Annotated in this window: 22 protein-coding genes; 11 read left to right on the plus strand and 11 right to left on the minus strand. The window is 41.1% G+C overall.

Annotated elements, in window-relative coordinates; genetic code table 11:
- Positions 1–15 precede the first annotated feature (15 nt).
- From ACTUJY_RS11555 to ACTUJY_RS11600, 10 genes are all read left to right on the plus strand, one after another.
- Positions 16–708, plus strand: coding sequence for a WbqC family protein (locus ACTUJY_RS11555; protein ID WP_463616246.1), 693 nt, complete (start codon positions 16–18; stop codon positions 706–708).
- Positions 701–952 (plus strand): acyl carrier protein, encoded by a 252-nt coding sequence (locus tag ACTUJY_RS11560; RefSeq protein ID WP_463616247.1) that lies wholly within the window; start codon positions 701–703, stop codon positions 950–952. Before ACTUJY_RS11555 ends, ACTUJY_RS11560 begins: the two co-directional genes overlap by 8 nt.
- Complete coding sequence (locus tag ACTUJY_RS11565) at positions 949–1,695, plus strand: SDR family NAD(P)-dependent oxidoreductase (RefSeq protein ID WP_463616248.1); 747 nt, start codon at positions 949–951, stop codon at positions 1,693–1,695. The genes ACTUJY_RS11560 and ACTUJY_RS11565 overlap by 4 nt, the downstream gene beginning before the upstream one ends.
- Entirely contained in the window at positions 1,692–3,266 is a 1,575-nt protein-coding gene (locus ACTUJY_RS11570; protein WP_463616249.1) for an amino acid adenylation domain-containing protein, read from the plus strand. The genes ACTUJY_RS11565 and ACTUJY_RS11570 overlap by 4 nt, the downstream gene beginning before the upstream one ends.
- The gene (locus tag ACTUJY_RS11575) at positions 3,256–3,942 is read left to right on the plus strand and encodes an acetyltransferase (RefSeq protein ID WP_463616250.1); all 687 of its coding nucleotides are present in this window, start codon (positions 3,256–3,258) and stop codon (positions 3,940–3,942) included. Before ACTUJY_RS11570 ends, ACTUJY_RS11575 begins: the two co-directional genes overlap by 11 nt.
- A gap of 2 nt (positions 3,943–3,944) precedes the next feature.
- Positions 3,945–4,526: a GNAT family N-acetyltransferase gene (locus ACTUJY_RS11580; RefSeq protein ID WP_463616251.1), complete on the plus strand. Its 582-nt coding sequence runs from the start codon at positions 3,945–3,947 to the stop codon at positions 4,524–4,526.
- Positions 4,527–5,546, plus strand: a complete 1,020-nt coding sequence (locus ACTUJY_RS11585; RefSeq protein WP_463616252.1) for a class I SAM-dependent methyltransferase — start codon at positions 4,527–4,529, stop codon at positions 5,544–5,546.
- Between the two features lie 9 nt (positions 5,547–5,555).
- The gene (locus ACTUJY_RS11590) at positions 5,556–6,524 is read left to right on the plus strand and encodes a glycoside hydrolase family protein (RefSeq protein ID WP_463616253.1); all 969 of its coding nucleotides are present in this window, start codon (positions 5,556–5,558) and stop codon (positions 6,522–6,524) included.
- Positions 6,525–6,527: 3 nt separating this feature from the next.
- Positions 6,528–7,625 (plus strand): class I SAM-dependent methyltransferase, encoded by a 1,098-nt coding sequence (locus ACTUJY_RS11595; protein ID WP_463616254.1) that lies wholly within the window; start codon positions 6,528–6,530, stop codon positions 7,623–7,625.
- Between the two features lie 105 nt (positions 7,626–7,730).
- On the plus strand, positions 7,731–8,123 hold the full coding sequence (locus ACTUJY_RS11600; RefSeq protein ID WP_463616255.1) for a DUF1801 domain-containing protein: 393 nt from the start codon (positions 7,731–7,733) through the stop codon (positions 8,121–8,123).
- A 211-nt stretch (positions 8,124–8,334) separates the two neighbouring features.
- Here the strand turns inward: ACTUJY_RS11600 and ACTUJY_RS11605 are convergent, their stop codons facing one another.
- The 10 genes from ACTUJY_RS11605 to ACTUJY_RS11650 form a co-directional block, all read right to left on the minus strand.
- Positions 8,335–9,018: a class I SAM-dependent methyltransferase gene (locus ACTUJY_RS11605; RefSeq protein WP_463616256.1), complete on the minus strand. Its 684-nt coding sequence runs from the start codon at positions 9,016–9,018 to the stop codon at positions 8,335–8,337.
- Positions 9,019–9,031: 13 nt separating this feature from the next.
- A complete protein-coding gene (locus tag ACTUJY_RS11610) occupies positions 9,032–10,888 on the minus strand; it encodes a tetratricopeptide repeat protein (protein WP_463616257.1) in 1,857 nt (618 codons plus the stop codon).
- On the minus strand, positions 10,875–12,047 hold the full coding sequence (locus ACTUJY_RS11615) for a DegT/DnrJ/EryC1/StrS family aminotransferase (RefSeq protein ID WP_463616258.1): 1,173 nt from the start codon (positions 12,045–12,047) through the stop codon (positions 10,875–10,877). Before ACTUJY_RS11615 ends, ACTUJY_RS11610 begins: the two co-directional genes overlap by 14 nt.
- A gap of 227 nt (positions 12,048–12,274) precedes the next feature.
- Positions 12,275–12,748 carry a GNAT family N-acetyltransferase gene (locus ACTUJY_RS11620; protein ID WP_463616259.1) on the minus strand — a complete coding sequence of 158 codons (474 nt, stop codon included), beginning with the start codon at positions 12,746–12,748 and terminating at the stop codon, positions 12,275–12,277.
- The gene (locus tag ACTUJY_RS11625; protein WP_463616260.1) at positions 12,738–13,040 is read right to left on the minus strand and encodes a hypothetical protein; all 303 of its coding nucleotides are present in this window, start codon (positions 13,038–13,040) and stop codon (positions 12,738–12,740) included. The genes ACTUJY_RS11620 and ACTUJY_RS11625 overlap by 11 nt, the downstream gene beginning before the upstream one ends.
- Positions 13,037–13,438, minus strand: coding sequence for a flagellar export chaperone FliS (gene fliS / locus ACTUJY_RS11630; RefSeq protein WP_463616261.1), 402 nt, complete (start codon positions 13,436–13,438; stop codon positions 13,037–13,039). Before fliS ends, ACTUJY_RS11625 begins: the two co-directional genes overlap by 4 nt.
- A 28-nt stretch (positions 13,439–13,466) precedes the next feature.
- Positions 13,467–14,852: a flagellar filament capping protein FliD gene (gene fliD, locus ACTUJY_RS11635; RefSeq protein ID WP_463616262.1), complete on the minus strand. Its 1,386-nt coding sequence runs from the start codon at positions 14,850–14,852 to the stop codon at positions 13,467–13,469.
- 299 nt (positions 14,853–15,151) lie between these two features.
- Positions 15,152–15,571 (minus strand): flagellar protein FlaG, encoded by a 420-nt coding sequence (locus ACTUJY_RS11640; RefSeq protein ID WP_463616263.1) that lies wholly within the window; start codon positions 15,569–15,571, stop codon positions 15,152–15,154.
- A 106-nt stretch (positions 15,572–15,677) separates the two neighbouring features.
- On the minus strand, positions 15,678–17,219 hold the full coding sequence (locus tag ACTUJY_RS11645) for a flagellin N-terminal helical domain-containing protein (RefSeq protein ID WP_463616264.1): 1,542 nt from the start codon (positions 17,217–17,219) through the stop codon (positions 15,678–15,680).
- A 425-nt stretch (positions 17,220–17,644) separates the two neighbouring features.
- Positions 17,645–19,177, minus strand: a complete 1,533-nt coding sequence (locus ACTUJY_RS11650; protein WP_463616265.1) for a flagellin N-terminal helical domain-containing protein — start codon at positions 19,175–19,177, stop codon at positions 17,645–17,647.
- Positions 19,178–20,258: 1,081 nt separating this feature from the next.
- Between ACTUJY_RS11650 and ACTUJY_RS11655 the strand changes: the two genes are divergently transcribed.
- Positions 20,259–21,800 (plus strand): methyltransferase regulatory domain-containing protein, encoded by a 1,542-nt coding sequence (locus ACTUJY_RS11655; protein ID WP_463616266.1) that lies wholly within the window; start codon positions 20,259–20,261, stop codon positions 21,798–21,800.
- A gap of 260 nt (positions 21,801–22,060) precedes the next feature.
- Here ACTUJY_RS11655 and ACTUJY_RS11660 read toward each other — a convergent pair whose 3' ends face one another.
- The gene (locus tag ACTUJY_RS11660; RefSeq protein ID WP_463616267.1) at positions 22,061–24,310 is read right to left on the minus strand and encodes an HYR domain-containing protein; all 2,250 of its coding nucleotides are present in this window, start codon (positions 24,308–24,310) and stop codon (positions 22,061–22,063) included.
- Positions 24,311–24,352 lie beyond the last annotated feature (42 nt).

A 24,352-nucleotide genomic window follows, 5' to 3' on the forward strand; every position in this document is an offset into this window, starting at 1 on the left:
GAAAGAGTTGAAACAATGCGAATTGCAATTATGCAGCCTTATTATTTTCCGTACCTTGGTTATTTTCGCTTATTAAATTTAGCTGACATTTTTGTAGTATACGACTGTGTGCAGTTTCCGAGGAGAGGATGGGTTCACCGAAACCGTGTTGAAATCGGCATAAATAAGTATCGATGGCTTACACTTCCCTTAAAGAAGCAGCCGCAAACAATAAAAATTAAAGATTTAGAATTTGCAGAGAAAAGTCAGTCGTTATGGACGGATCGGCTTGCTTCACTTTCGCGTTGGTTGTCGGAAGAAAATAACCCCGAAGTTTATGCGACCGTTCAGTGCTTGAAGATATACCCAATCGAGCAGTTAATGGAAAGCATCAAATTGGTTTGCGCTCAGCTTTCAATCTCTATCGATATCATTCGGTCATCAAGCTTGAACATTGCCGAGAGCTTAAAAGGTGAACAACGTATTATTTCGATATGTAAGATATTAGGGGCCAAGGAGTACGTGAATGCTTCAGGTGGTGTGAAACTGTATAGCAGGTCGTCATTTGAGCGACAAGGTATCAAACTTGGTTTTTTACCATCCTACCGCGGAGGTATGCAAAGTTCACTTCAGCGCTTATTGTCGCAAACACGAGAAAGTTTATGTAGAGAACTAAACTCACCGGATAACTGTGAGATAAATTTTAACTGGGAGGAGGGTCGTGTCTAATAGTAAAAATGAAGAGCAAATAAGTAAAATACTTCGTGATGTGTTTGGATCGGAAGTGATACTGAAAAATGATGAGCAAAATTTAAAAGAATTAGACTCGTGGGACTCATTAAGTCATATGCTGTTGATTACACGCTTTGAACGAGAATTTGGAATTGAGTTATCCACGGATGAAATCGTAAGTATGACTAATTTGTCTCGGATAAAAAGCATACTTTATTCCAGGCGAGAGTCAGTGAAATGAATATTGGACGAGAGACACTTCTGATCACCGGTGGAGCCAATGGCATCGGACTATATTTGTCGGAACAATTGGTTAAGCAATCTGAAAAGGTTGTAGTTATCGACAAAGACGCGCCAGCGTTAGATAAACTAAAAAACACTCATGGGAAGCTAGATGTGTATGCTTGCGATCTATTGGATTATGAATTGTTAAGCGATACACTTGAGAAAATTTATGAGGCGCATAACGTATCCGTGGTAATTAACAATGCGGGCTATATTCATAGCGAACCTATCATTAACCTCTTGTCTACCGACCATCGAAAACACAGTATTGAAAACTGGAATAAGGTCATGCAGTTAAACCTGAGCACCGCATTTTACGTGGCGACCTGTGTATTTGAACATATGATAAGTAAGAGAATAAAAGGGTTACTGATAAATGTTAGTTCCATTTCCGCGACCGGAAATATAGGGCAATCTGCTTATTCCGCGGCTAAGGCTGGTATTAATGCATTAACCAATACTTGGAGCAAAGAGCTAGGAATGTTTGGTATCCGCTGTGCGGCAATTGCTCCCGGTTTTATTAATACAGAATCAACTAAACAAGCAATGAGTGAGAGTCAGTTGAATCATTGGAAAAATCTCATTCCTATTAATCGATTGGGTCACCTTGAAGAAGTATTGGGTGCTGTACAATTTATTATTGAAAACGACTATTTTAATGGCCGGATACTTGAGCTGGATGGTGGGCTGAAAATTTGACAAAACTGCCTCGTGGTAATCGTTATTGCTATAACCTCGGACTTCTGTTTTATGAGGTAGTTGAGCATTATTCGGATTCTCCGGCGTTAAGTTTTATTGATGGTGAAGACGTTGACTTTCAAACTCTGAACCACTCATCTAATCAAATAGCGCGATTCTTGTTATCAAAAGGTATTGTGCATGGTGATTTGGTGGTTATTTTTAATGACAAATCCAGAACTGCTTTTGCATTAATGTTGGCCTGTCTTAAGATCGGTGCTATTTACGCGAATCTTGATTCGGAAAACCCTTCAGAAAGACTTGAAAAAGTATTATCCGGTTGTTCACCTAAGTGGGTTATTAACTTTTTCTCTGAACACCGCAATAAATTGAATAAAGTAACAACTCAATTGAATATCTCTGTGCATCATTTTTCTAATGACACTGATCCGGTCTGGGGCTCCCTGGATTGCGCCAATCTATCCGAAACGTACAATGTAAAAGGAAGTGATCCTGCCTATATTGTCTTTACTTCGGGATCGACTGGTTTTCCTAAGGGAGCTCTTATGTCTCATAGTAATGTAGTCAATTTTATACATTGGGCCGGTTCCGAGTTTGATATTACACCGAAGGATCGGCTAACGAATGTTAATCCCATGTATTTCGATAATTCGGTTTTTGATTTTTATGCCTCTCTATTTAATGGCGCGAGTCTTTCACCGGTTACCGCAGAGTTGATTGCTGAACCTGTAAAGCTGGTTAAAGCAATTGCAGAACAAAAATGTACTTTATGGTTTTCGGTTCCTTCATTATTGGTTTATTTGCTTACCACAAAAGTTTTGAGGAAATCATCTTTCCCTGATTTGCGAACTATAATATTTGGGGGCGAAGGCTTTCCCAAACCCCGGTTGAAGCAATTGTTTGATCTATTCGGCGATCGCATTCAATTGGAAAATGTATACGGGCCAACCGAGTGTACTTGTATTTGCTCGCGTTATTCTCTTTCAAAAACTGACTTTAAAGAAATTGACGAGTTGGCCCCTTTGGGAAATATCTCACCGAATTTCAGTTATCTTATTTTGGATGAGCAAAATCGGCCTACGGATAAAGGTGAGCTGTGTTTGCTTGGTCCCTGTATAGGGCTTGGCTATTATAAGGCAAATGCATTAACCAAGAAGACCTTCCTTCAAAATCCTATGAATGATCGGTTTCCAGAAATTATGTATAAAACTGGAGATTTGGTCGAGTTAAGAAACGGCTTATTGTATTTTTGTGGACGTAAAGACAATCAAATTAAGCATATGGGTTACCGTATCGAGTTGGAAGAAATCGAATCGGTCGCAAATGCAATACCTGGTGTGAACCAAAGTGCTGTTGTTTACCTGGTGCAAGAGGATTCTTACGGAAAAATTGTTCTGGTACTTACTCTGTCTGACGATTTGGATAAGGTAGCAATAAAAGAGGCGTTAAAAGAAAATCTGCCATCCTATATGATACCGAAAGAAATTGTTTTACTAGAGCAACTGCCCAAAAATAGGAATGGAAAAGTGGATCGGTTGGCGCTAAAGGAGTATCTCAAAGATGTTGAATAAGGTAGTAATTTTTGGTGCAGGAAAAATTGCCGAGGTTGTTTATCATTGTTTTAAAGACAGTGGTGTTGTGGATATCGTAGGGTTTACCTGTGACAGGCAGTATATTACGTGTAATGAATTTCATGGGTTGCCGCTCGTTGCATTTGAGGACATTGAATCGACCTGGTCTCCGCATGAACACTCCTGTTTTGTAGCTGTCGGCTATCATAATTTGAACCAACTGCGTGAAGATAAATTGTTGCAGGTTAAGGAAAAAGGTTACCACTTGCTCAATTGCTTGCCAAAAAACTTACCTTATTTTGAAAGTATAACGGTTGGAAATAACTGTTTTATTATGCCCGGCGCGCAAATACAACCTGGCGTTAAATTAGGAGACAACGTATTTGTCTGGAGCGGGGCGGTGGTTGGGCATCATTCCAATGTATGTGATCACTGTTGGATTACTTCAGGTGCTTCACTAGGTGGAAGCGTAGTATTAGGTGAAAGCACCTTTGTTGGCATAGGGGCCACTCTGGTGAATGATGTACAGGTTGGACGTCGGTGTTTTATCGGAGCGAATGTATTAATCGCTAAGAGTCTGGATGATGAAACAGTAGTAGTTGCAGAGGCCCACAAACCGTTTCGATTAAAAACACAAGACTTCTTACGTCTTTCCGAATTTAATATTGGGAGTTAACGTTGGAGCAGACATTTGAACGAAAGTCTATTGATCCCCAAGCGTTCGAATTGCAAAGCGAGCGGTTGCGTTTGTTGCCTGTTGCGATGGAACACCTTGAAGGGTTGTGGAAACACATGAAGAATCCTGAAGTTTCAACATATCTGGCTTGGCTGCCTCATAACACTATCACTTATAGTCGCCAAGTTATAGAAAGTTTACATCAACAGCACATGAATGGACTGGCATATCATTGGACAATATTTTGTCAGAATGAAATTTGTGGGTTAATCTCGCTCATCGATATTAAAGAAAAGCATTTAAGCTGGACGCTGAATCGCTGTGAACTTGCGTACTGGATAGCGCCCGAATTTCAAAACAAGGGCTTGGCGACAGAAGCATCAAAACAGATTATTTCGTTTGCGTTTAATAAATGCAAGTTTCATAAAGTAATAGTGGCGCACGCTAGTGAGAACCCTGCTTCCGAACGTGTGATTCTAAAACTAGGGTTTCGATACTTAGGTGAAGAGTTGGATGCCTTTTACAAAAATAACTGCTGGTTCAATCTTAAGCATTACGAACTCATCAATCCTCAGGAGTTATAAATGAAACACGAACTGAAGGATATTTATGTATGCCCTGAAACTAAAAGTCTATTGTGTATTGCTGAGGAGCGTACAAGTAAAGAGAATTCTGGTTCACAGTTTTTGGTAAATCATCGGGGTGATAAATATCCTTTGGCTAACGGCATTCCAGATTTTACTGTTACCGGCGACTGGAGTGAGTTGCAACGAGAGCAGTTTGAATACTATCAGTCCGTAGCCGAAGACTATGATAATTTTCAACATTTGACTTTTACAATTCAAAATGAAGATGAGGAAAAGGTACGCAGCAATAATGTCAAGCTTTTAAATTTATCGACTAACTCAAAAGTTCTTGATTTAGCATGCGGTACGGGAAATGATTCGGTTTATATTGCAAAGCAATTGAATGAATCCGGACTTTTATGCGCTCATGATTTATCTCCGTCTATGGTACAAAAGTGTTACGAAAAGCTAAAACGCTCACTCTGTAATATTCGTTGTTCTGTAGGAGGAGCTGATAGCCTGCCTTTTCCAGATAATTATTTCGATGCCGTATTCAGTTTTGGTGGAATTAATGTCTTTCAGGACAAAAGAAAAAGTTTACAAGAAATAACGAGAGTAACCAAAACCGGTGGGCGAGTGGTGATAGGCGACGAGAGCATGCCTCCGTGGCTATATGACACTACCTTCGGTAAGGTTTTAATGAACAATAATGAGTTGTTTAAAATTAAATTGCCACTGAATGAAATTCCAGTTGAAGCTAGAGACGTCTGTATCCGATGGATCATTGGCGGAGTTTATTATTTGATCGACTTTACCGTGGGTGATGGTGAGCCTTCTGCTAATTTTGATAGAGTGATACCGGGTTTTCGCGGTGGTACTTTGAATACGCGCTATTTCGGTAAATTGGAGGGGGTCTCGGAGCATGCAAAACATAGTGCAATACAGGCCGCTAAAGCCAGTGGTAAAAGTATGCACCAATGGTTGGATGATGTGGTTAAACAAGCTGCCGAACGTGAACTTAATTCTAAACGTGAATGAGATGATATAATGCTCAAATGGAAGAAGAAAGGCAAGGTTTTCGATCCTGCTGGTCGCTTCGATTGGATGATGGAATACGCTCAAAATCCTAATGCACTCATTCTTGGCGACAGAATTCGGGTGTATTTTACTTGTCGTCCTGAGCGCAATAAAGATGGCCGTTGTACCAGTTGCATTGGCTTTGTCGACTTAAATCGATCCAACCCATCGGAGATTATATATATTCACGATCAACCGGTTTTAGCGTTAGGTGGTCGTGGTGATTTTGATGAGTTTGGCACTATGCCTGGCAGTTTGGTTTATTTACCGGAACGAAATGAAATATGGCTGTATTATGTGGGTTGGACGCGTAAAGTTTCGGTACCTTACCAGTGGGCAAACGGCTTAGCGATCAGTACAGATGGTGGTTTCACTTTTAAGAAAATAGGTCTTGGGCCTATTATGAGTACAACCGTCAAAGAACCTTATTTGCAAGCTTGTCCCCGAGTTATGCGAGTTTCAGAGAATGACTGGCGCATGTGGTACCAATCGGGCATTGAGTGGTACGAGCACGACGGCTATATGGAATCAGTTTATGTGACTATGGAAGCCGAATCAACCGATGGAATTGAATGGAAACGAAACGGTGAACCCGTAATTGAATCAAAAGTTGAAAAGGAAAGCCAAACCAGCTCGAGTGTGTTTTTTCTAAATAATCACTATCACATGATGTTTTCGTATCGTTATGGTGTCGATTTTCGAAACGCATCTCGAGGTTATCGTATTGGTTATGCAAAGTCTAACGACTTAAAGCAATGGGTAAGGCAAGATGAAATGGCTGGAATTGATGTTTCGGAGTCTGGCTGGGACTCCGAAATGATTTGTTATCCTCATGTGTTACAAGACGAAGATAAGTTTTATTTATTCTATTGTGGCAATTACTTCGGTCAGAAAGGTTTTGGCTATGCGGAGCTGGAGCATTCAGGTAATGGAGAATAACTGATGTCATCGAGCCTGTTAATTTTTCCGTATTCAGCGGAACATAAACCAATTTTGGAGTTGTGTCGTTCTATCAATAAACCAGTAGTTTTAGCAAGCTCGGAAGCTTTTGTATTTGAGGGAGAAGATAATATTGCCTGTATTCAGCTACCCTATATTTATGAAGAACAGTTTGAAAATGCGTTAAAAGACTGTATGACGACTTATTCGGTAGATTCTGTATATGCGCCAGTAACCAGTGTGCACACCTATTTGCAAAACTTGATAAATGAAAACAAATTTAACATTAAACTGGTGTTAAATTCCCCCATAAAAGCTCAGGAAGACTGCTACAAAAAGTTATTTTTAGATGCTGATAGGGCAGTAGAGATGATTCGTGCGATTGAAAAAAGCTCTACAATTTCTCAACTGAATATAGCTGCAATCCTACGTCAGGCCTCGCAAATTTATGGCGAGTCCAATAATGATAAGTTACTCGCCATGATGGCGATTTTTGAAACTGCGGAAACCGGCGATGTCATTGAGATTGGTTCCTTAATGGGACGAACTGCATTTGTATTAAATTATTTAAGTGACTTGTATTCTATTGGGGCTGTATTGGCGGTTGACCCCTGGTCTCCCATTGCGGCGGTCCAAAAAGACTCACCACCACTTTTTCATAATGTACTTCCAAATGCATGGGATTGCGACCTTTTGGCCAAAGCTTTTGTTGTCAATATGTTATTGGTAAGAAAAAATGTGTTTAATTATTTAAGGAAAACGTCGGAAGAAGGATATTGCGTTTATTCTTCGACAGGTGCAATTGAGTCTATGGAATTCGGTGAAACACAATATGAGAAGTTAGTATCGGTGATTCATATCGATGGCAATCATGACTACGAAAAGGTAAAAAAGGACTGTTTGTTGTGGTTGTCACATTTAAAGCCTGGTGGCTGGTTGATCTTAGATGATTATGTATGGGCGCATGGAAATGGGCCGAAACGGATAGGGGATCAATTGTTGGAATGTAATTTTAAAAATATTAGACAAGCATTTGTTTGCGGAAAGGCTTTGTTTGTTCGGTTTGAGATGGCGCCATTATTACCTAAATGTGATTCATAGCTTTATTCGCTAATTGTGATATTTTTTTGTGATGTGTTGAGTTGACGTTAAACACAATAGTTTTAGCCATTGTAAATACTTATGTGTTAAAAGTGAGGGATAGTGATGATTCATAGAGACACTAAACAGTACAACGAAATCCAAGCAGATGGCGACCGAAAAATTTGTGATTTACTTGCTCAGGAAATTAAACGTGGATTGCCAGAGGCTGAGAATAAAGTTTGGCATGCGCACCCTGTATGGTTTTTGGAGGGTAATCCCATTGTAGGTTATAGTAAATTGAAGCATTGCGTCCGATTGCTTTTTTGGAGTGGGCAGTCATTTGATACTCCGGGACTAGAGAAAGAGGGTAAATTCAAAGCGGCCGAAGCTCGTTTTACCGCGGTGGAGCAAATTGATACTAAATTGTTGCAAAAGTGGTTATCGGAATCTAGAGATGTTCAATGGGACTATAAAAACATTGTTCGTCGTAAGGGCCAATTAGAGCGTTTGGTATAACGATTAGCTACCATGCACCAATGAATTAATGCTTATAGAGGAGGGGGAAGTAATTGTGAATTTGTATTGTATATTGAATAGAAGCATTAATATACAAAAGTGTATGGGTTTGATTGCATTCAATACAAGTGCAGTGTGAAAAAATTATATGCTACAAAATAGTCAGTGGTAGTAAAGGGAATAACCTAACTTAGAGTTTGAAATAAATGATTTATAATTTTCGACAAACGACAACACTTGCTTTTATGTTGATTCCAAAATAATTGTCGTCAAGGCTGGCAAAGCTAAAATCTTTAAAGTAAGGCCTTAAAGACTTTTTTATGTCGTTCTCCGACGAAAAATACTTTAGCATACAACCATTTCTAAGGGAGTAAGGGTCGTTACGAATGACGGCATAAAGGTCTTTTTTTGACTCACTTTGTTCCAATATAAAATTACCCTCTAACGGTAAGCTGGCAATCAATATTCCATCTGGTTTTAGCGTTCGACTGATTTCTCCCAGGTTGTCGGAAAATGTATCACCCGAATCAATGTAATAACAGGAGTGGCAAGCTAAAACAAAGTCGAACATTTTTGATGGATAAGGAATAGACGAATTTCGTCCGACCTTTAACTCGGCTTTAATATTGTATGCATCGGTATATTTCTTAACTTGCTCGATAATCTCCTGTGTAGTTTCTATGCCGTATACATCAAAGTTGAGATCGCACAAAAAACCCAAGTTACGACCGTCACCAAATCCAAGATCCAGTATTTTCTTTCCACAGTAATCATGGCTCATTTCTAATAGGTGTGGATACTTTCCTAAAAGAGTACGAATCACAAACTCAGTTGGGTATCGTTTGGTGATTTTTTGGCTGGTGTAAAACTGAGTAAATTCATTTTCAGAGGCCATGACTTTAGATCCGTTAGCTAAAACTTAAGGTAGTTTGATTATTTTGTTGTAAGTCTGGTGCACTCTGTTCAGATTTGCAGGCTTTTATAGGATGCTCCCAAACACGGATTAATGCACTATAAAACTCATTAGATTGAGCATGATCATTGATGAGTTTTTCTTCGGGTTTCTGTTCCAATAAAGATAAACTCAATTGATACCTTAAATCATTATCTTCAATGAGTTTAATAGTTGAGTCACACCAATCTTGAATGTTATCGCAAGAAAGCCATTCGGGTATATCAAACTCTTTGTAAATGACCGCATCAGCTCGAGAATGAATTTCATCACCGGTATAGAATACTTTGGGGATACCGAGCCTAATTAGGTCGACATTGCTGTTGCTGCCACCAAAAGGAAAAGTACCTACGGCAAGGTCGCATAAGTTTAACGCTTTCAAATAGTCATTGTAAGACAGTCGCGGTATCACTTGTGCGTTGGGTAGCCACTTCTGTATTTCTTTTTTACAATAGTAGTGCTGAAAACCAATCTCATTTGGAAAAATAACCCACTCGACGGGGCGCTTAATCTGATGATTAATATGCTGGCAAGCGGCGAGAAACGGTGTACTTATTTTAAAACTTTTGCTGGGTATACCAATTCGAAGTACGTCGGGTTGCTTTCGTATATTCACAGACGGTAATTGCTCGTCGGTTGGTGTACTCATATAGCCTATACCATCAAGGTAGAGAATCTGTTCCGCGTAGTACGATGGGTCTTTGACCAAAAATTCTGTTGAAATGAGGTAATCTATAGTGTCCGATACCGCTGTTGCAGGATGTCCTGGTCCAAGGATCTGAATTGGGGCAAATCGAAAAGGTAATATCGCTAAAGTCCAATAAGCCATTCCCAGGCTTGGGTAAAAAATAATATCTGCCTTTAAGTTCGTTATGAGTTCAACTATAGTGCGTATGGATGTGTTTTTTAAATTGAACACTTCATGCTTGTCGAAAAGCGCAATTGCTTTTTTGTCTACGCTGTTATGTGTAGTGACTAAAACGGTTTCAAATTTACCTTTCAGTTGCTTGATATAGTTGGCAAAACATCGATACATCGCATGCCTGGAGTCAAACACTTCGGCGATAACAACCACCGTTAACTTTTGCTTTCCAAGTTTGATACTGTTGACCGAAGGCGTAGGGATACTGCTGTTTTCCTTTTGTTTCCGCATCAACAGGTTGAGATGGCCTTTAAATAAATGCTTATCCTCTCTCTCTGCATAGGAGCAGTACATCCAGGCGGCAGCATAAAGGGAATACAGGCGACCGTGAAGTGTATTGCAATCAGCGACGATGTCACCTAGGCTTAATAGTTTTTCACGCGCAGTATGCGCTTTTTGATTCATTACAACCGGTTGCGCTACCAGTGCCAATATGGCCGGCGCGGCGATTTCTCTAGGCATTCGTTGTAACGCAGAAATGGATTCATCATCCATATCATTGAGGCTGGCCAATACCAACCACTTAAACAACTTGGAATGATCGGATTGATTATGTTGATTCAGGATCAAAGGTAAAATCGAAGCTGTTCCATTGAAATTACTGAGTTCGAACAATGAAATGATATGTTGCTTAAAATTAATGAGTAAAATATAGGATTCAAAATCCATTTCATAGTCTGCTTCGGCAAATATACTCATTAGTGCGCTTGTTAATTGATTTGCGTGATTTCTTGCGATTGTGTCTGATTCAAAATATTTACCCGCCGAATTGAGTCGTTGCTTTGCTTCCAGGGCAATGAAAAACGTTTTTAAACAAGCAATTGACTCTGCGTGATTTTTTTGGGATACCTGAAAAATAAAGTCATCTGAAAGCTGCTCAAGTGAACGCACTAAACGTCTCCTTTTTATTTTCGCTATGCAATAAGTTGGCGAGTCGGTCACAAATGTATGTGATGTTTTCTTGTGATAAAAAAGTATGAAAGGGCAGGCCGATGAGCTTTTGGGAAAGGTTTTCCACTACCGGTAATTGATTTTCCTGATCCGGATAGGCAATATTTGTATTTGCTTGAAACCAAGGGTGTTGATGTAATGGAGGATAGTACCAGCGTCTCGTTTCTATATTATTTGCTTTTAAGCCATCCGCAATTGCTTGAGCTTTTACCGGCAAACGGACGACATAGACTGTTTGAGCGATGGCTTTCGGCGCTTTTTGATGGACTATTAATTTTTGATAAGGTTTTAATGCTTCTTGGTACCATTTTGTGATTTGTTCGCGCTTATTAATGATATGCTGCCAACGTTTTATTTGCGCGAGTCCTACTGCTGCATGGTACTCACTTAATTTAGCATTAACACCATTCGAGTCAATCACACCTTTGTGAAACCCAAAGTTACATGCTCTCTTTATTTTTTTGCACACGAGTTCATCGCGTAAAAATAACCCACCGCCTTCTCCGATCGCTAACGATTTGGTAGCGTGAAAGCTGAATGCAATTAGTGCATGTTGACTGATTTTTTGCGATGGAAAAGCGCCAGCAGCGTCTATTATGACCGGTACGCCGGTATCCTTTGTGAATTGATCCCAAGTCTCTGTATCTACAGGGTGACCAAAGGTGGCAACGGGCATTACAGCACCTAATCGATATTTTTTGAGTGCTTTATACGCATGTTCCGGTGTCAACTGCCAACTATCGGAATCAACATCACTGATCAGAGGTGTTAAACCACTACGGATGATCGCAGTTGCTGATGCAACATAAGTAAGAGCCGGAACGAGAACAAAATCATCTCGGTGAAGATTTAAACTCGTCAAGCCCACTTCAAGCGCCATAGTGCCAGAAGCGGTTAAGCAACCAAAAATAGGAGTGGAGTATTGATCGAGTCGATTAAGGTAATCAGTCAATTCACTTTCAAACTGTTTGAATACGGGACCAAAATTGGAATACCAGCGATTTTTATGAAGCTGCTCTAAATACGGCAATAATTCGCCGGGACTCGGCAAATCGGGTATCAAGCATTTAATTTCATTTTGATGACATTTTGGATCCATGGTATTTATATCGGCCTCAAAAAAGGTGACTTTATGTGTAAACTATAAAAACGCTTAGTCGTATAAATATCTGATGGCAATTTCCTTGCCATAAAAACCTTAAAGTTGCATTTAATGTGTCAAAAGGTCCAACGGTTTGTTCGTTGCTCTCAATATGGCCGGTGCGACTCAAAAAGTTTCATCGGTTACAAGAAATGTTCATCGATCCTATGTCGGCGAAGTATAAGTTAACTAAGAAATTTTCGGGCTGTAACGCTGGTGTTCGAAAACCCGGAACGACTCCAAAAATTAGAGGCTTCTTCATTATTTATCATGTAGCTACACTCGATATATCGAATGCCAGTTTGTTGAAAGCACTTTTCAATTTCTGAGAGTAATATTTTAGCAATTCCTTGCTCGCGATAGGGTTTGTCAACCCATAATAAGTGAATTACGCCTTTTAAATTGTCCTTAAGAAATCCATTGTCGTTTATCACACTTTCCGCAGCAATAAACCCAACCGGTGTGTCATTGCATTTTGCCAGTAATACCAAGCAGTTTTCGGACTCTAATTGTTGAAGGATCCAGGCTTGTAGGTTTTTGGTGAAGTCGCTAGAAGTTTCCAGTTGACGATCATCTTCGTGTTGAAACAGCGATAGCGTCCATTCGGTAAGCAGCGAAATATTTTTCTCTTCGGCCTGAGTAATAACACTATTTGTCATTGCTCGCATACACCTTGGCCGCTTGGTAACCTTTTCTCATATTGACAGAGTGACAAACAAGAGATTTTCGCTTGCTTTCTATGTTTTGGTTGGCAGCATCATTCATATGTTGAATATAACGTATTTTTTCTTCGATTTGTTTAATGTCGCCTTCTGGATTAGGTAGTGAAAAAAAGTCGTTTAATAGTTGTTGTCGTTTATCTGCGAGCTGTTCAACTTTTTCATAGTCCTCGTTTTCTATTTCATCTAATATTTGTTGACTAATTTCAACCGCTCTTGATAGATTTTTCATGTGTTTTGAGCCTGCAGTGCTTGTTCACGAATCCCTTTCCAACCTTCTTGAATTTTACCGAGCACTTCGAGTACTTCGTTTAACTTCTCCTCATTATTTTCGGCATTAGCGAGGACTAGGTGATGAGATGAAAAGTCATAAAGATCGAATAATGTTTTCGCAATTTCTCCGCCTTTTTCCATATTCAAGCTCGCTTGCAAGCCGCCAATAATAGAGATGGCCCAGCTGATATGCTCGCCTTTTTTATCAATTTGCTTAGTCGATAAAAAGTACTTTGCTTTATTGATTTTTTCAATAGCACTATCCAGTAGCATTTGAATCAACATATGCGGATCCGCGTTTTCTACACCGGTTACCGTATTGATTTTACTGTAGGCCATTACTCGAGACAAACTCATATAGATCACACCTTATTTCGATTGGTCTTTAGTCACTTTTCGACTTGCCGGAAGAAAAACCGGGTAAGTTAGCGAGTTGTTGTGTTAAAAAAGAGGCCGTACTGTTAAATTGGGCCACTATTGTATCCATTGCTGTAAATTCTTTGTTTAAGCGAGTTTCTAAAAGCTCTATGCGATAATCTAAAGCAATTCTTTCGTCAGCTATAGAACTGAGCTGATTGTTTAAGCTACTTTCACGTGACGTTATAGAACCAGTACTGTCGGTATATTCTTCAATTAAGGTGCTGAATAAGCTGCCAAAGCCATTGTCGCCAGTAAACAATTCATCGAACTGATCAAATTTTGTATCAAGAGCGGAATCTAATGTGGATGAATCCAGCTCAAGCGTTCCCGATTTCGTAGTACTAATTCCAATTGCAGAAAGACTGTTGAAGTCACCACTAACACCGCTGATTTCTCGGCTCAATAAGTTTCTAATTTGGGAAGTCACCTGACGCAAGGTATAGTCGCCTAACAACAGGCCTTGCTCATTTTCGTTTGCTTGGCCCAGTTGGTTTGCTATATCGATGAATTCATTGTAAGCATCGATAAAGTCATTGATTTTTGTTTTAACTGAGTTTTTGTCAAGACTGATTGTAAGCTCAGTGGTTTCCGAAGCCGTATTCGCTTTTACGGCCGTGATGGTGACTCCGTCAATTATGTCACTGAACGTATTGGTAGTTTTTGTTGCGGAAAATCCATCAATAATAATTGTAGCGCTGGTCGCTGCGCTATCCAGTGTTAAATTATCAGACAAGTCTGCTAATGATGCATCACCTGTATAGGTGACAACGAGATCGTTACTGGCGCCGGTTATTGAGGACTCCAGACTAAGTACACTTCCGGTATCAGGGCCAACAGTAACATTATTAAGCATATTAACGGTAACACCAAAATTATCGGTTTGCGCATTTATATTATCGACGATGTCTTGTAATGTGTCTGCTGCATCGACATTTACCGTAAAGTTATTGGTGCCCGCGGTAAATGTGAGTGTGCCTGCTCCAAATGTTGTCGTTGGGCCTCCAGTAAATACAATACTGCTTAACTCAGAACCTTTCGCAATGGAAGAAACTTCGATATCGTAGCTGGTCACTATCGCATCGGAAGTTGCGGTTGCAGTATAATAATCAGTGGACTCTTGCGTTACTTTTCGTTGATTGTAAATGCTGGTGTTATCGAGCGCTTTTGCTGCACTGTTTAATCCGCTTAAAGCACCTTTTAACGAGCCTAACCCGGACAGTGTCATTTGGATAAAGGCTTCCTGGCGATCCAGGCTAAGCTGTTTGGGTGCACGTTCGGCGTCTACCAAAGCCGTCACAATGGCGTTGATATCCAGCCCCGAACCTAAACCACCAAAAGATATTAAGCCCATAGTAAAACCTTTAAAATGTAAATCATTAACTTGCTCATGGTTTTATCGACCTTCCAATATCCGACTTTAGTAGAATCGTTAAGCGTTACGAGCGATGAACTTCAATTCGAAAACCCAAAAGTCATCGGTAATCGGTTGGATAGTCATAACTTTTCATAATTCTCAGACACTACTAAGCACTCACCTTGGCTTTTAACCAACGTGGATTCGTGCGAACACTTCCATTCGCTCTTAATTTTGGGCAATAAGCGTACCAGTAAACGATAAATGGGGAATGTCCTTATTCCCGCATCACCTGTCTACACTTCATTTTGAATGATCAGTCCTGAGCGGTCCGATTCCAGAGCCAAGTCATTCATTTCTTTCAACCGCTTTGAGATCACGAGGAGCTCTTCTGGCGGAATTTGACGAATCAATTCATCGGTTTCCTTATCGAAAACACTTACTACGGTTTTTCCTGACGATTCATCCACTTTAAAAGACAATCGACGCTGAATATTTTGTGAAATTTGGTTCAGCTCACGAACCTGTTCACTCATTTTCTGAATCGACTCTTTACTGCTAAAGCGATTGGTTAACTCATCGGGTTCAACTTTGTCAGTCTTTTCGCGCTGCACAGATTCAGCGGTGGACTTTCCCTCATTTTCCAATTGCGGCAAAGGCCTGCCACTTACCTTTGTAAGCGGTTGAAAGTTGCCTGATAGACTTTGAATAGCCATAACAGTTTACCTTTCAGTTCAAGCCGCAAGAGGAAGCAATAGCTTCCCCTCGCTATCGTTAAGCCATTTTGACAAAAGCAAGAATGTCATAACGATCCGCATTAGATTACTGAAGTAGCGACAAGACTGATTGACTGGCTGCATTAGCTTGCGCTAACACTGACAAACCGGCTTGTTGCAGTACTTGATTTTTCGCCAGTTCAGCAGTTTCTGCAGCGTAGTCAGCATCACGAATTCGCGAACGTGCGGCAGAGGCATTTTCACGAATACTGTCGAGGTTACTGATTGTACTTTGGAAACGATTTTGAACCGCACCCAGTCCCCCACGAATGGAGTCTATGGACTTAATGGCATTGTCGAGTACCGCTATTGCTTCTTGCGCACCAGCTTGTGATGACACATCCACATCAGCGACTTGACTTAAGCCACTACCGACCGCAGTTGTTACGTTAAAATAGTCCGTACCTGCACCGGCAGTGACTGTGTAGGAGCGGTCAGAATTGAATTGAAGCATGCCTACGGCATTGGCATCGTTAGCTCCGTCCATCGCTAACGCAGCACCTGCTGCAGCTTCTACTTCATCAGTCGCTGCGAATCCGCCATCGTAGTCCACCAGCGCAATATCGATTGTTGTCGCAGTGTTCTCGTGAGTCAGGTTTACAAGAGTAATGTCTTCTCCCGATTCATTCGTTAAAATGATATCGGATAAGTCATCAGACAGTGTGGCAAATACTCCGGTAGCCGCTGTCTCTTTATTAACGGCCTCAGCAAGTGCGGACAAATCCGTTGTGGTTACATCTGCAGAAACGGTTTTTGCTGTTGAGTTATCACTTATGATTCCAAAAGATACAACGCCATCGGCACTTAAACCGTCCAGTTTTACGTTGGTACGTGCACCTACGGATACACCTGTGTCATCAGTACGAGCATTGATTTGAGCTGCTAAGTTTTTAGCACTTGCATTCGCCGTACCTGTAATAACTTCTGAACCTAAAAAGCCAGTAACTGTATAAGCGACTGCAGCGAGCGAGTTCTGCGTAACGGCAGCACCTACAGTTACTTTTATGTTTGCACCTACAGTTTGAACGGTTCCACCGAAATCGGGGTTAGCACCATCACTGAAGTTGATTTGAAAAGACCCAATTTTTGTACCACGTGCATTCCCGGTTGCAACCGTAATTGTTTCATAGGATTGCGCACCCACTTGGAAAGACTGGGTACCAAAAGTACCGTCAAGAATTTTTTGGCTACCGAAAGTCGTGGTATCCGCAATTCGGTTCAGTTCCGATTGGAGTTGAGCAACCTCTGACTGTAATGCAGCGCGTTCAGAGGCGCCATTGGAACCATTGGACGATTGGATTGCCAAGTCGCGCATACGTTGTAAGATGTTGGTACTTTCTTGTAAGGCTCCTTCTGCGGTTTGCGCCAAAGAAATACCGTCGTTCGCATTTCGGGCGGCTACGGTTAAACCGTTAATTTGAGAAGACAGGCTGTTTGAAATTTGCAGCCCGGCCGCATCGTCTTTTGCACTGTTAATACGTAAACCCGACCCCAGTCGTTGGAAAGCAGTTTGCAATCCTAAATTGGTACGGCCGAGATTACGCTGCGCGTTTAACGACGCAACGTTCGTTTGAATAACATTACCCATGATAGATCTCCTAAACCTTCGACGTTTCAACTGAACGTTGAAATCTACAAAGTGTTTAATGAAAGAGCAGCTGAGAACTACTCGCCTTTTGAGGCTTGTTGCGACAGCAATGTAACCTCTGGTTGAAAAGCTGCTGAGAACAACTTTTCATGTTTTATTTCTGGTTTTCCAGACGTAAAACGGACAACAACAAGCGCTGAGAACACTCATTGTTCTTAGAAAGTATCGGCTTTAGGAAATTCGACTTTAGTCGGTGGTCAAAAAAATGAGAGCAAAGAAATTTAATCCTAATAAAATCAATAGGGTAGCTAAAAATAATTTGAGCCGTAACCGGTATTGAAGTTTCCGGAGCTTACCAAGGCAGCTCCGGAACCCTTGGCCTTTAATCCCGTACGGTAGAGGGGCTTTTATCGGCGTTCATGATTCTACCCTTGGAGAAGGGTTAATACAGATTGGCTTGCTGAGTTCGCCTGTGAAAGTACCGACAGTCCTGCTTGTTGTAATACCTGACTTTTAGCGAGGTTTGCGGTTTCTATTGCGTAATCGGTATCTCGAATACGCGATCGAGCCGCGGCAGCGTTTTCTTGAACATTACGTAAGTTACTGATTGTGCTTTGAAACCGATTTTGTACGGCACCGAGCTCCCCACGTATGCTATCGACCGACTTGAGAGCCTGATCAACCACGGCAATCGCGTTTTGTGCACCTATCGACGATGAAATGTCGATGCCCGCTACTTGTTCGAGTCCCGATCCAATGGTTACACCTGCACCAGCCGCATAGAGCGTGTTACCGGTTGCTTGCGAAATCGTATAAGAATTAGCGGAATTCAGTTGCAAAATTCCCACAGCGGTGACATCGCTTGCACCATTCATAACGGTACCTGCACCAACAGCGGCTTCGAGTTCATCGGTGGCAGCAAAACCGCCATCATAATCCACCAAAGCGACATCGATTGTTGAAGCGGTATTACTATGAGTGATGTTTTGCAAGGTGATGTCTTCACCTTTCTCGTTCGTCATAACTAACGATGCTTTGTCATCCGAAACCGCCGCATACACTCCGGTTTGTGCCGTTGTTCGATTAATGGCTTCCGCAAGCGGTGTTAAGTCATTGCTGGTGAGAATCGATGCGGATACGGAAATCGTGCTACTGTTATCGCTTAGAATTTCCATCGATACCGTACCCGCCGCTGAAAGGTTATCCAGCTTCACATTGGTACGCGCGGAAGCTTCAACCGCCGTATTATCGGTAATTGCGTTTATATTGCTGACCACATCTTTGATTGATTGGCCCGCCGTTACCGTTGCCGTTGCGCTCCCTAAAGAACCGGTAATGGTGAGTGTTTCGGCTAAGGTAGAGTTGGTTGCCGTCGTTGTAATAGCGACACCGGCCCCTATTTGAGCCACATTTCCCGCCGAAGCGGTTCCTGCATTGATTTGATGAGAGCCGATTGCGGTGCCTCGAGCATCTCCGGTATTGACTGTTATCGTTTCAAAAGCCTGGGCTCCAATTTGAAACGTTTGTGTTCCAAAAGTACCGTCGAGCACGACTCGGCTACCGAAACGGGTGGTTTCAGCAATTCGGTTGATTTCCGATTTGAGTTGAGCGACTTCCTGTTGTAACGCAACGCGTTCAGAGGAGCCATTGGAACCATTTGCGGCTTGAATGGACAAGTCTCGAATTCGTTGAAGAATGGTGGTGACCTCTTGCAGCGCGCCTTCTGCGACTTGTGCGAGAGAAATACCATCATTAGCGTTTCGGCTGGCAACGCCCAGACCGTTGATTTGTGCGGTAAGCCCGTTGGAAATTTGCAGTCCGGCAGCATCATCTTTGGCACTGTTGATACGAAAACCTGACGATAATCGCTGAAAAGTGATCCTAAGACTCTCGTTAACAGACGTTAAATTTCGTTGAGCATTTAATGAAGAAACATTGGTTTGTAGTACGTTTCCCATTTTAATCTCCTATAAACCTTCGATGCAATTGGGTGATGAATCAATTGCGTACAAAGTGAATCTAAAGGGTTAAATTTTGGGAAAGAAACACTGAGAATATTTCTTTCGCATTGCTGTTAATGGCTGAGAACCTTAACAACGATGCGGAGGACTCTGAGAAAATCCGTCCGGCGGAGAGGGCCAGCTGAGAATAAGGGCCGCTCATGACAAGCTATCGGCCTAACAAAATCCAACTTTAATAAAAAAGATCAGTTTCGAGTAGCGAGTTACGAGTTTCGAGCTAAAAGTGCCGTAAAGCGGGTTTCAAAACTGCCCTTACTTAGCAAAATGAAGAAGAGTTCCTAATGTTTGAGCGCGTCGCAAACCGGCAATAACGATGTAAAAACCGGCAAAAAAGCGGCAATACTTTTCAGTCTTGTCGCTCCGAAAGAGTTAAAACGGCTTCGGAGTTCCTGTAAATAACGACCTCGAAGCCGCTGCACTCTTTCTAAGCTATAAATTTGCAAAGTGTTAAAATATCTATATAAAACAATAGGATATGTGATAAATAGCGTGAGCTGATATCCAGTTTGATGTTCGTTGGCACACTAGATGCTTTAGCAAGGTTGCCATGTAAGTTAAGTATTCTTGAATACCCATGATAGATCGCTTCAGTTTACAAGGCATTTGGGACACTGATTTTGTTGTTGCTGAGAACAATGCAAAATGGTTTCCCGAGAAGGTTGTATCCTTTTGTTTGCTGAGAACATTCGAAAGGAGAAATCCTTCTAAAAGAACTACACTTACTTGCTGAGAACAGGTAAGAAACAAGTTCTTTATGATCGTACGGTAAGGGGCTAGCAATAGCCCCTGTTTTTTTGAAGCGTTAAGTTTTAATCTATAAGCACTAAGCACTAAGCACTAAGCACTAAGCACTAAGCACTAAGCACTAAGCACTAATTGAAATGAAAAGTGAAGTTGATATGATCAATATGTTCGAAACATCGTTTTAGAACTTAGAACTTAGAACTTAGAACTTAGAACTTAGAACTTAGAACTTAGAGCTTCGAACTTAGAGCTTAACAAACAAATGGGGCTGGTGATGAGGCGTAGCAGTGAGTCTATCGTTTTGGAAACGGCAAGCAGCTATAACGAAGTCCCTTACGACATTTTAGTATTCGACTACACACAGCCGGAAAAATTGGCTGCTATTGCCGTATTATTGGGTCTCTCTCCGGTATCTTTAAAGCAGGCTAGAGTGCTCGAAATTGGTTGTGCGACTGGATCAAACTTAATTGGATTTGCAGCTAATCACCCAGAGGCTTATTGCCTTGGTGTTGATTTATCTGAGCAGCAAATCGCTATTGGTAAAAAACTGGTAAAAGATAGTGGCATTCAAAATATGGTTTTAAAAACAATGGATGCCAGAGAGTTAAAGGAAGATAAAAAGTTTGACTACATAATATGTCATGGTGTTTATTCCTGGGTGCCACCCGATGTACGTGACGAAATATTGCAAGTTGTAAAGCACAATTTGAGTGAGCATGGCGTTGCTTATATCAGCCACAATGTATATCCCGGTTGGCACAACTGGGATGTCGCCAGACAACTCATGTTGCGTGCTTCGCAAGGTATTGAAGAACCTAATGCGAAACTGAAACGTTCACTGGAAGTGTTAAAAGCATTTGCCAGTGGAGCCGCGGATTTTCCAGATCGACCCATTCGACAATTGTTAAATGAGCGCATGGTTCAAATTGAAAATTTGCCAGTGTTTTATGTGCATCACGAGTACCTTGAAACTTGCAACTATCCCAGTTACTTTCGTGACTTTGCCAAAAACATCAGTGAGTTTGAATTGCAATACCTCGGAGACTGTGACTTTTACTCGATGTTTCTTGACCAGTATGAAGAGAGCAATTCCGCGGTCAACTGGATTAAAAATAATGTAAAAAGCCGAATTGAAGAAGAGGAATATCTCGATTACCTCAATGGTCGAGTATTTCGGCGAACGTTGGTGACGCATGACAAGCATCCATTAGAGCTCAACATCGCAAGCGAAAAGCTGGGTGTTTTATGGTTTTCGTCAAAGTGTGTTTCTAAAAAAGGGTTGAACAACGAGGGTAATACTTATTTAAAAATCGATAATGAGAGTGTTCAATTTACGTTAGAAAATCCATTTGCGGCAAACGTTATGGATTATCTTGTTCAAAACTATCCACACCCGGTGGATGTTCCTTCGATACTATATACTGTTTATGCATCCAATAATATTGATGCTGATCAGCAGTCAAATGAAACGATTACTAATGACTTAAAGCAAGTGACGGACTTTTTGCTGCAGTTACTTCGAAAAGATTTAATTGATGTGAAGTTTGAACCGACTTTAGCAATTCGCTCTGTAAATGAACAGCCCGTTGCATATGTCTTTGCTCGCGAGCAGGTCAGGCTTGGAAAACTTACTGTTTCAAATTGCTACCAACACTATGTGTCATTAGAAAAGCCTGAAGCAGAATTATTAATGCTGCTTGATGGCACGGCTACTCTTGATGACATTGCCCGTGAGAGTGATACAACTGGTCAAGATCGACCGCAATTTGAAGCTCTTTTAAAGAGTTTGATTGATAAGGCGTTGATTGTAAATTAAGGGAACATTTTATACTCGCCACTTTAGCCCCAGCGAAGTGATGCATGCCAATCCGAATCTTCTTATCAATAATAATGGATTAAAATCAGAATCTGAGCTGAATTTTAATCATCTTCGTTAGCGTCTGAATGTTACAAATAGTCTGCGTATATTCGACATGAACTTTAAAAAAAGCGCATTCATGAGATTGAATGCGCTTTAATAATATGTTGTTTTGTCGAGTTATCCTTTAAAGATAAATTTTAAATTAAATCCTAGTATTAATTGATTGTATTTTGCACTTCCCCCAATGGTGATAATGTGGTCCACCTGAAATACAGCTCAGTAGTATTGCCAGCCAGGTCTGATGCAATAAGTTTAAATTCATGATTACCAAGAGAAAGGCTGGAAAAAACTTGAGGAGTGGAACATGGTTCTGGTGTAGAGTTATCTAAAATGCATTGAAAGCTCACTTCACTTGCAGTATCGCTGGCTTCAAAGTAAAAGCTAATTGTTTCAGATAATGATAATCCATCGTTATCTACTTTCATGCCAAGGCCATCAATTACATCGGTGAGAGTAACGGTTGGTGGTGCTGTATCTTGTACAGTAATCGTAAACTCATCGCTTCCAACATTGCCTGCAGCATCTTCAGCTGTACAAATGACTGTGGTAACACCGAGTGGAAATTGTGACCCTGAAGTAGGTGAGCAACTTGGACCTTTTGTAACTTCAATATTATCTTCGGCTGTTGCGTTTCGATAGTTAACGATTGCACCATCTTCACTAGTCGCTTCAACAACAACATCATTAGGCGCATAAACGGTAGGTGGTATTTTGTCTGAACTGATGTCTGGGACAAATGTTGCCGCTCCCCAACACTCAAGTTTGCCATTAACAAGTGCGCAAGAAGAAACGCGGTTTACTGCAATTGCCTGAACATTTGTAAACGGCATGAACTGAGCCTGTCCGAAATCAACTCCATTATTATAAAATGTACAATGTACGCCATTATTGCCGGCTGCACATGTTGTAGTCGTTCCTGAATGGAGCAAATAAGGAGATTGAACGTTTGAAGGTACATTACCCGTTATTGAATGAGGGCCCCAGCATACAAGACCACTGTCATCGAGTGCGCATGCACTGTTGCCACCCGTTAATACTGCTATTTCTTTAGGATTAGATAAAGTAGGTACGTTTGTAAAGCTAGATTCATCAAAGCTTGGATAATGCCAACATTCAATTTCAGTATTATTTATAGCGCAGTAGTCATTGCTGTTATTTGAGTCAAACTTTCGAAAATTCCCCCAGTAATTGAAATAGGAGTTACCGGTATTTGATCTAAAACATTTCACTGCAAATTCATCTAGAATGCATGGGCCGTAAGTTCCATTTACCATGTCCCTTATTTGAGAAAAATTATTATTCGGTGTAGTGATTCCCCAACAAGAAATTTCATTATTTTTGTTTGCGCAAAAGTTTCCTCTACCGATTGATGCAGAATCAATGCTTTCGACACTTGGAATGTTCTCAGCGTTCATACCCCAGCATACTGGTATGTGCTTTTCATCTAATAGACAGTAGAGAGAGTCTGTCCCAAATAAATCTACTGCGTTTTCAATATTCGGTTCTTCACCCACAAGAGGCCCCGATAAATAATCTAACCTTGTCCAACAATGCAAGCCGTCATCGTCTAAAGCGCAATATCCGAATTGTGTTCTAGACAAATCAGTTGGATTCTTCAGCTGCAAACTAAACTCTGGGTCATATCCTTGCCCGATGCAGAATACAGTATCACTTTCTATTACACAGCCATTTGTTCTAGTAACAGCAATTTCAGATGCATCAGAATATACTGCTAATAAGTGGTTTTTAACTTGAGCAGATACGTCTCCCCAACACCTTATTCCTGTATCTGTTAATGCACACATTAAGTCATCGAATGAATTAAAAAGTTTTGTGGGGTTTATTAGATCTGAAGGTACACTTGATACGTGGTCGCCTCCATTAATCCAATTCCAACATCGAACTTTGCCGCCTGCTATTGCACAGGCTCCATACCGATTCACAGCAATATCGTTCAATGCACTGCCTAGATAAGGGGGGATTTTTCCGTTAGATCGAACGCCCCAACAAACAGCTCGAAGTCCTCCTGTAACGATCGCACATCCGTCTGCTCCATAAACACTTATTTTTAGAATATTCGATATAGATGGATTGTCGAGTTCGTTTTGATTGTGACCCCAACACCGTACTTGTCCGCTAGCAAGCAAGGCGCATGCGTTGCCTAAATGCGAGGTTACCTGAATAGGATTGTTAAGTACTGGAACATTTCGAATTTCTGGTCGCCCCCAGCACTGTACTCCTTTGGTGTCCAGAACACAGAGACCATCATGTCCGGATAGTTGCGTCGCTCCATAAAGTTCGGTATGGCTCATTGGCATGGGCGCTGCAAAACCGCTTTTAGTAAAACTGCAAAAGATAATTAAAAAGAAAATGAAGCCTGACAGGTGGATACGGCTCAATGGCATACCTTCTCCTACAACTTATTAAACATAAACACAAATGACCAC

Source organism: Pleionea sp. WD8-19 (assembly GCF_055326765.1).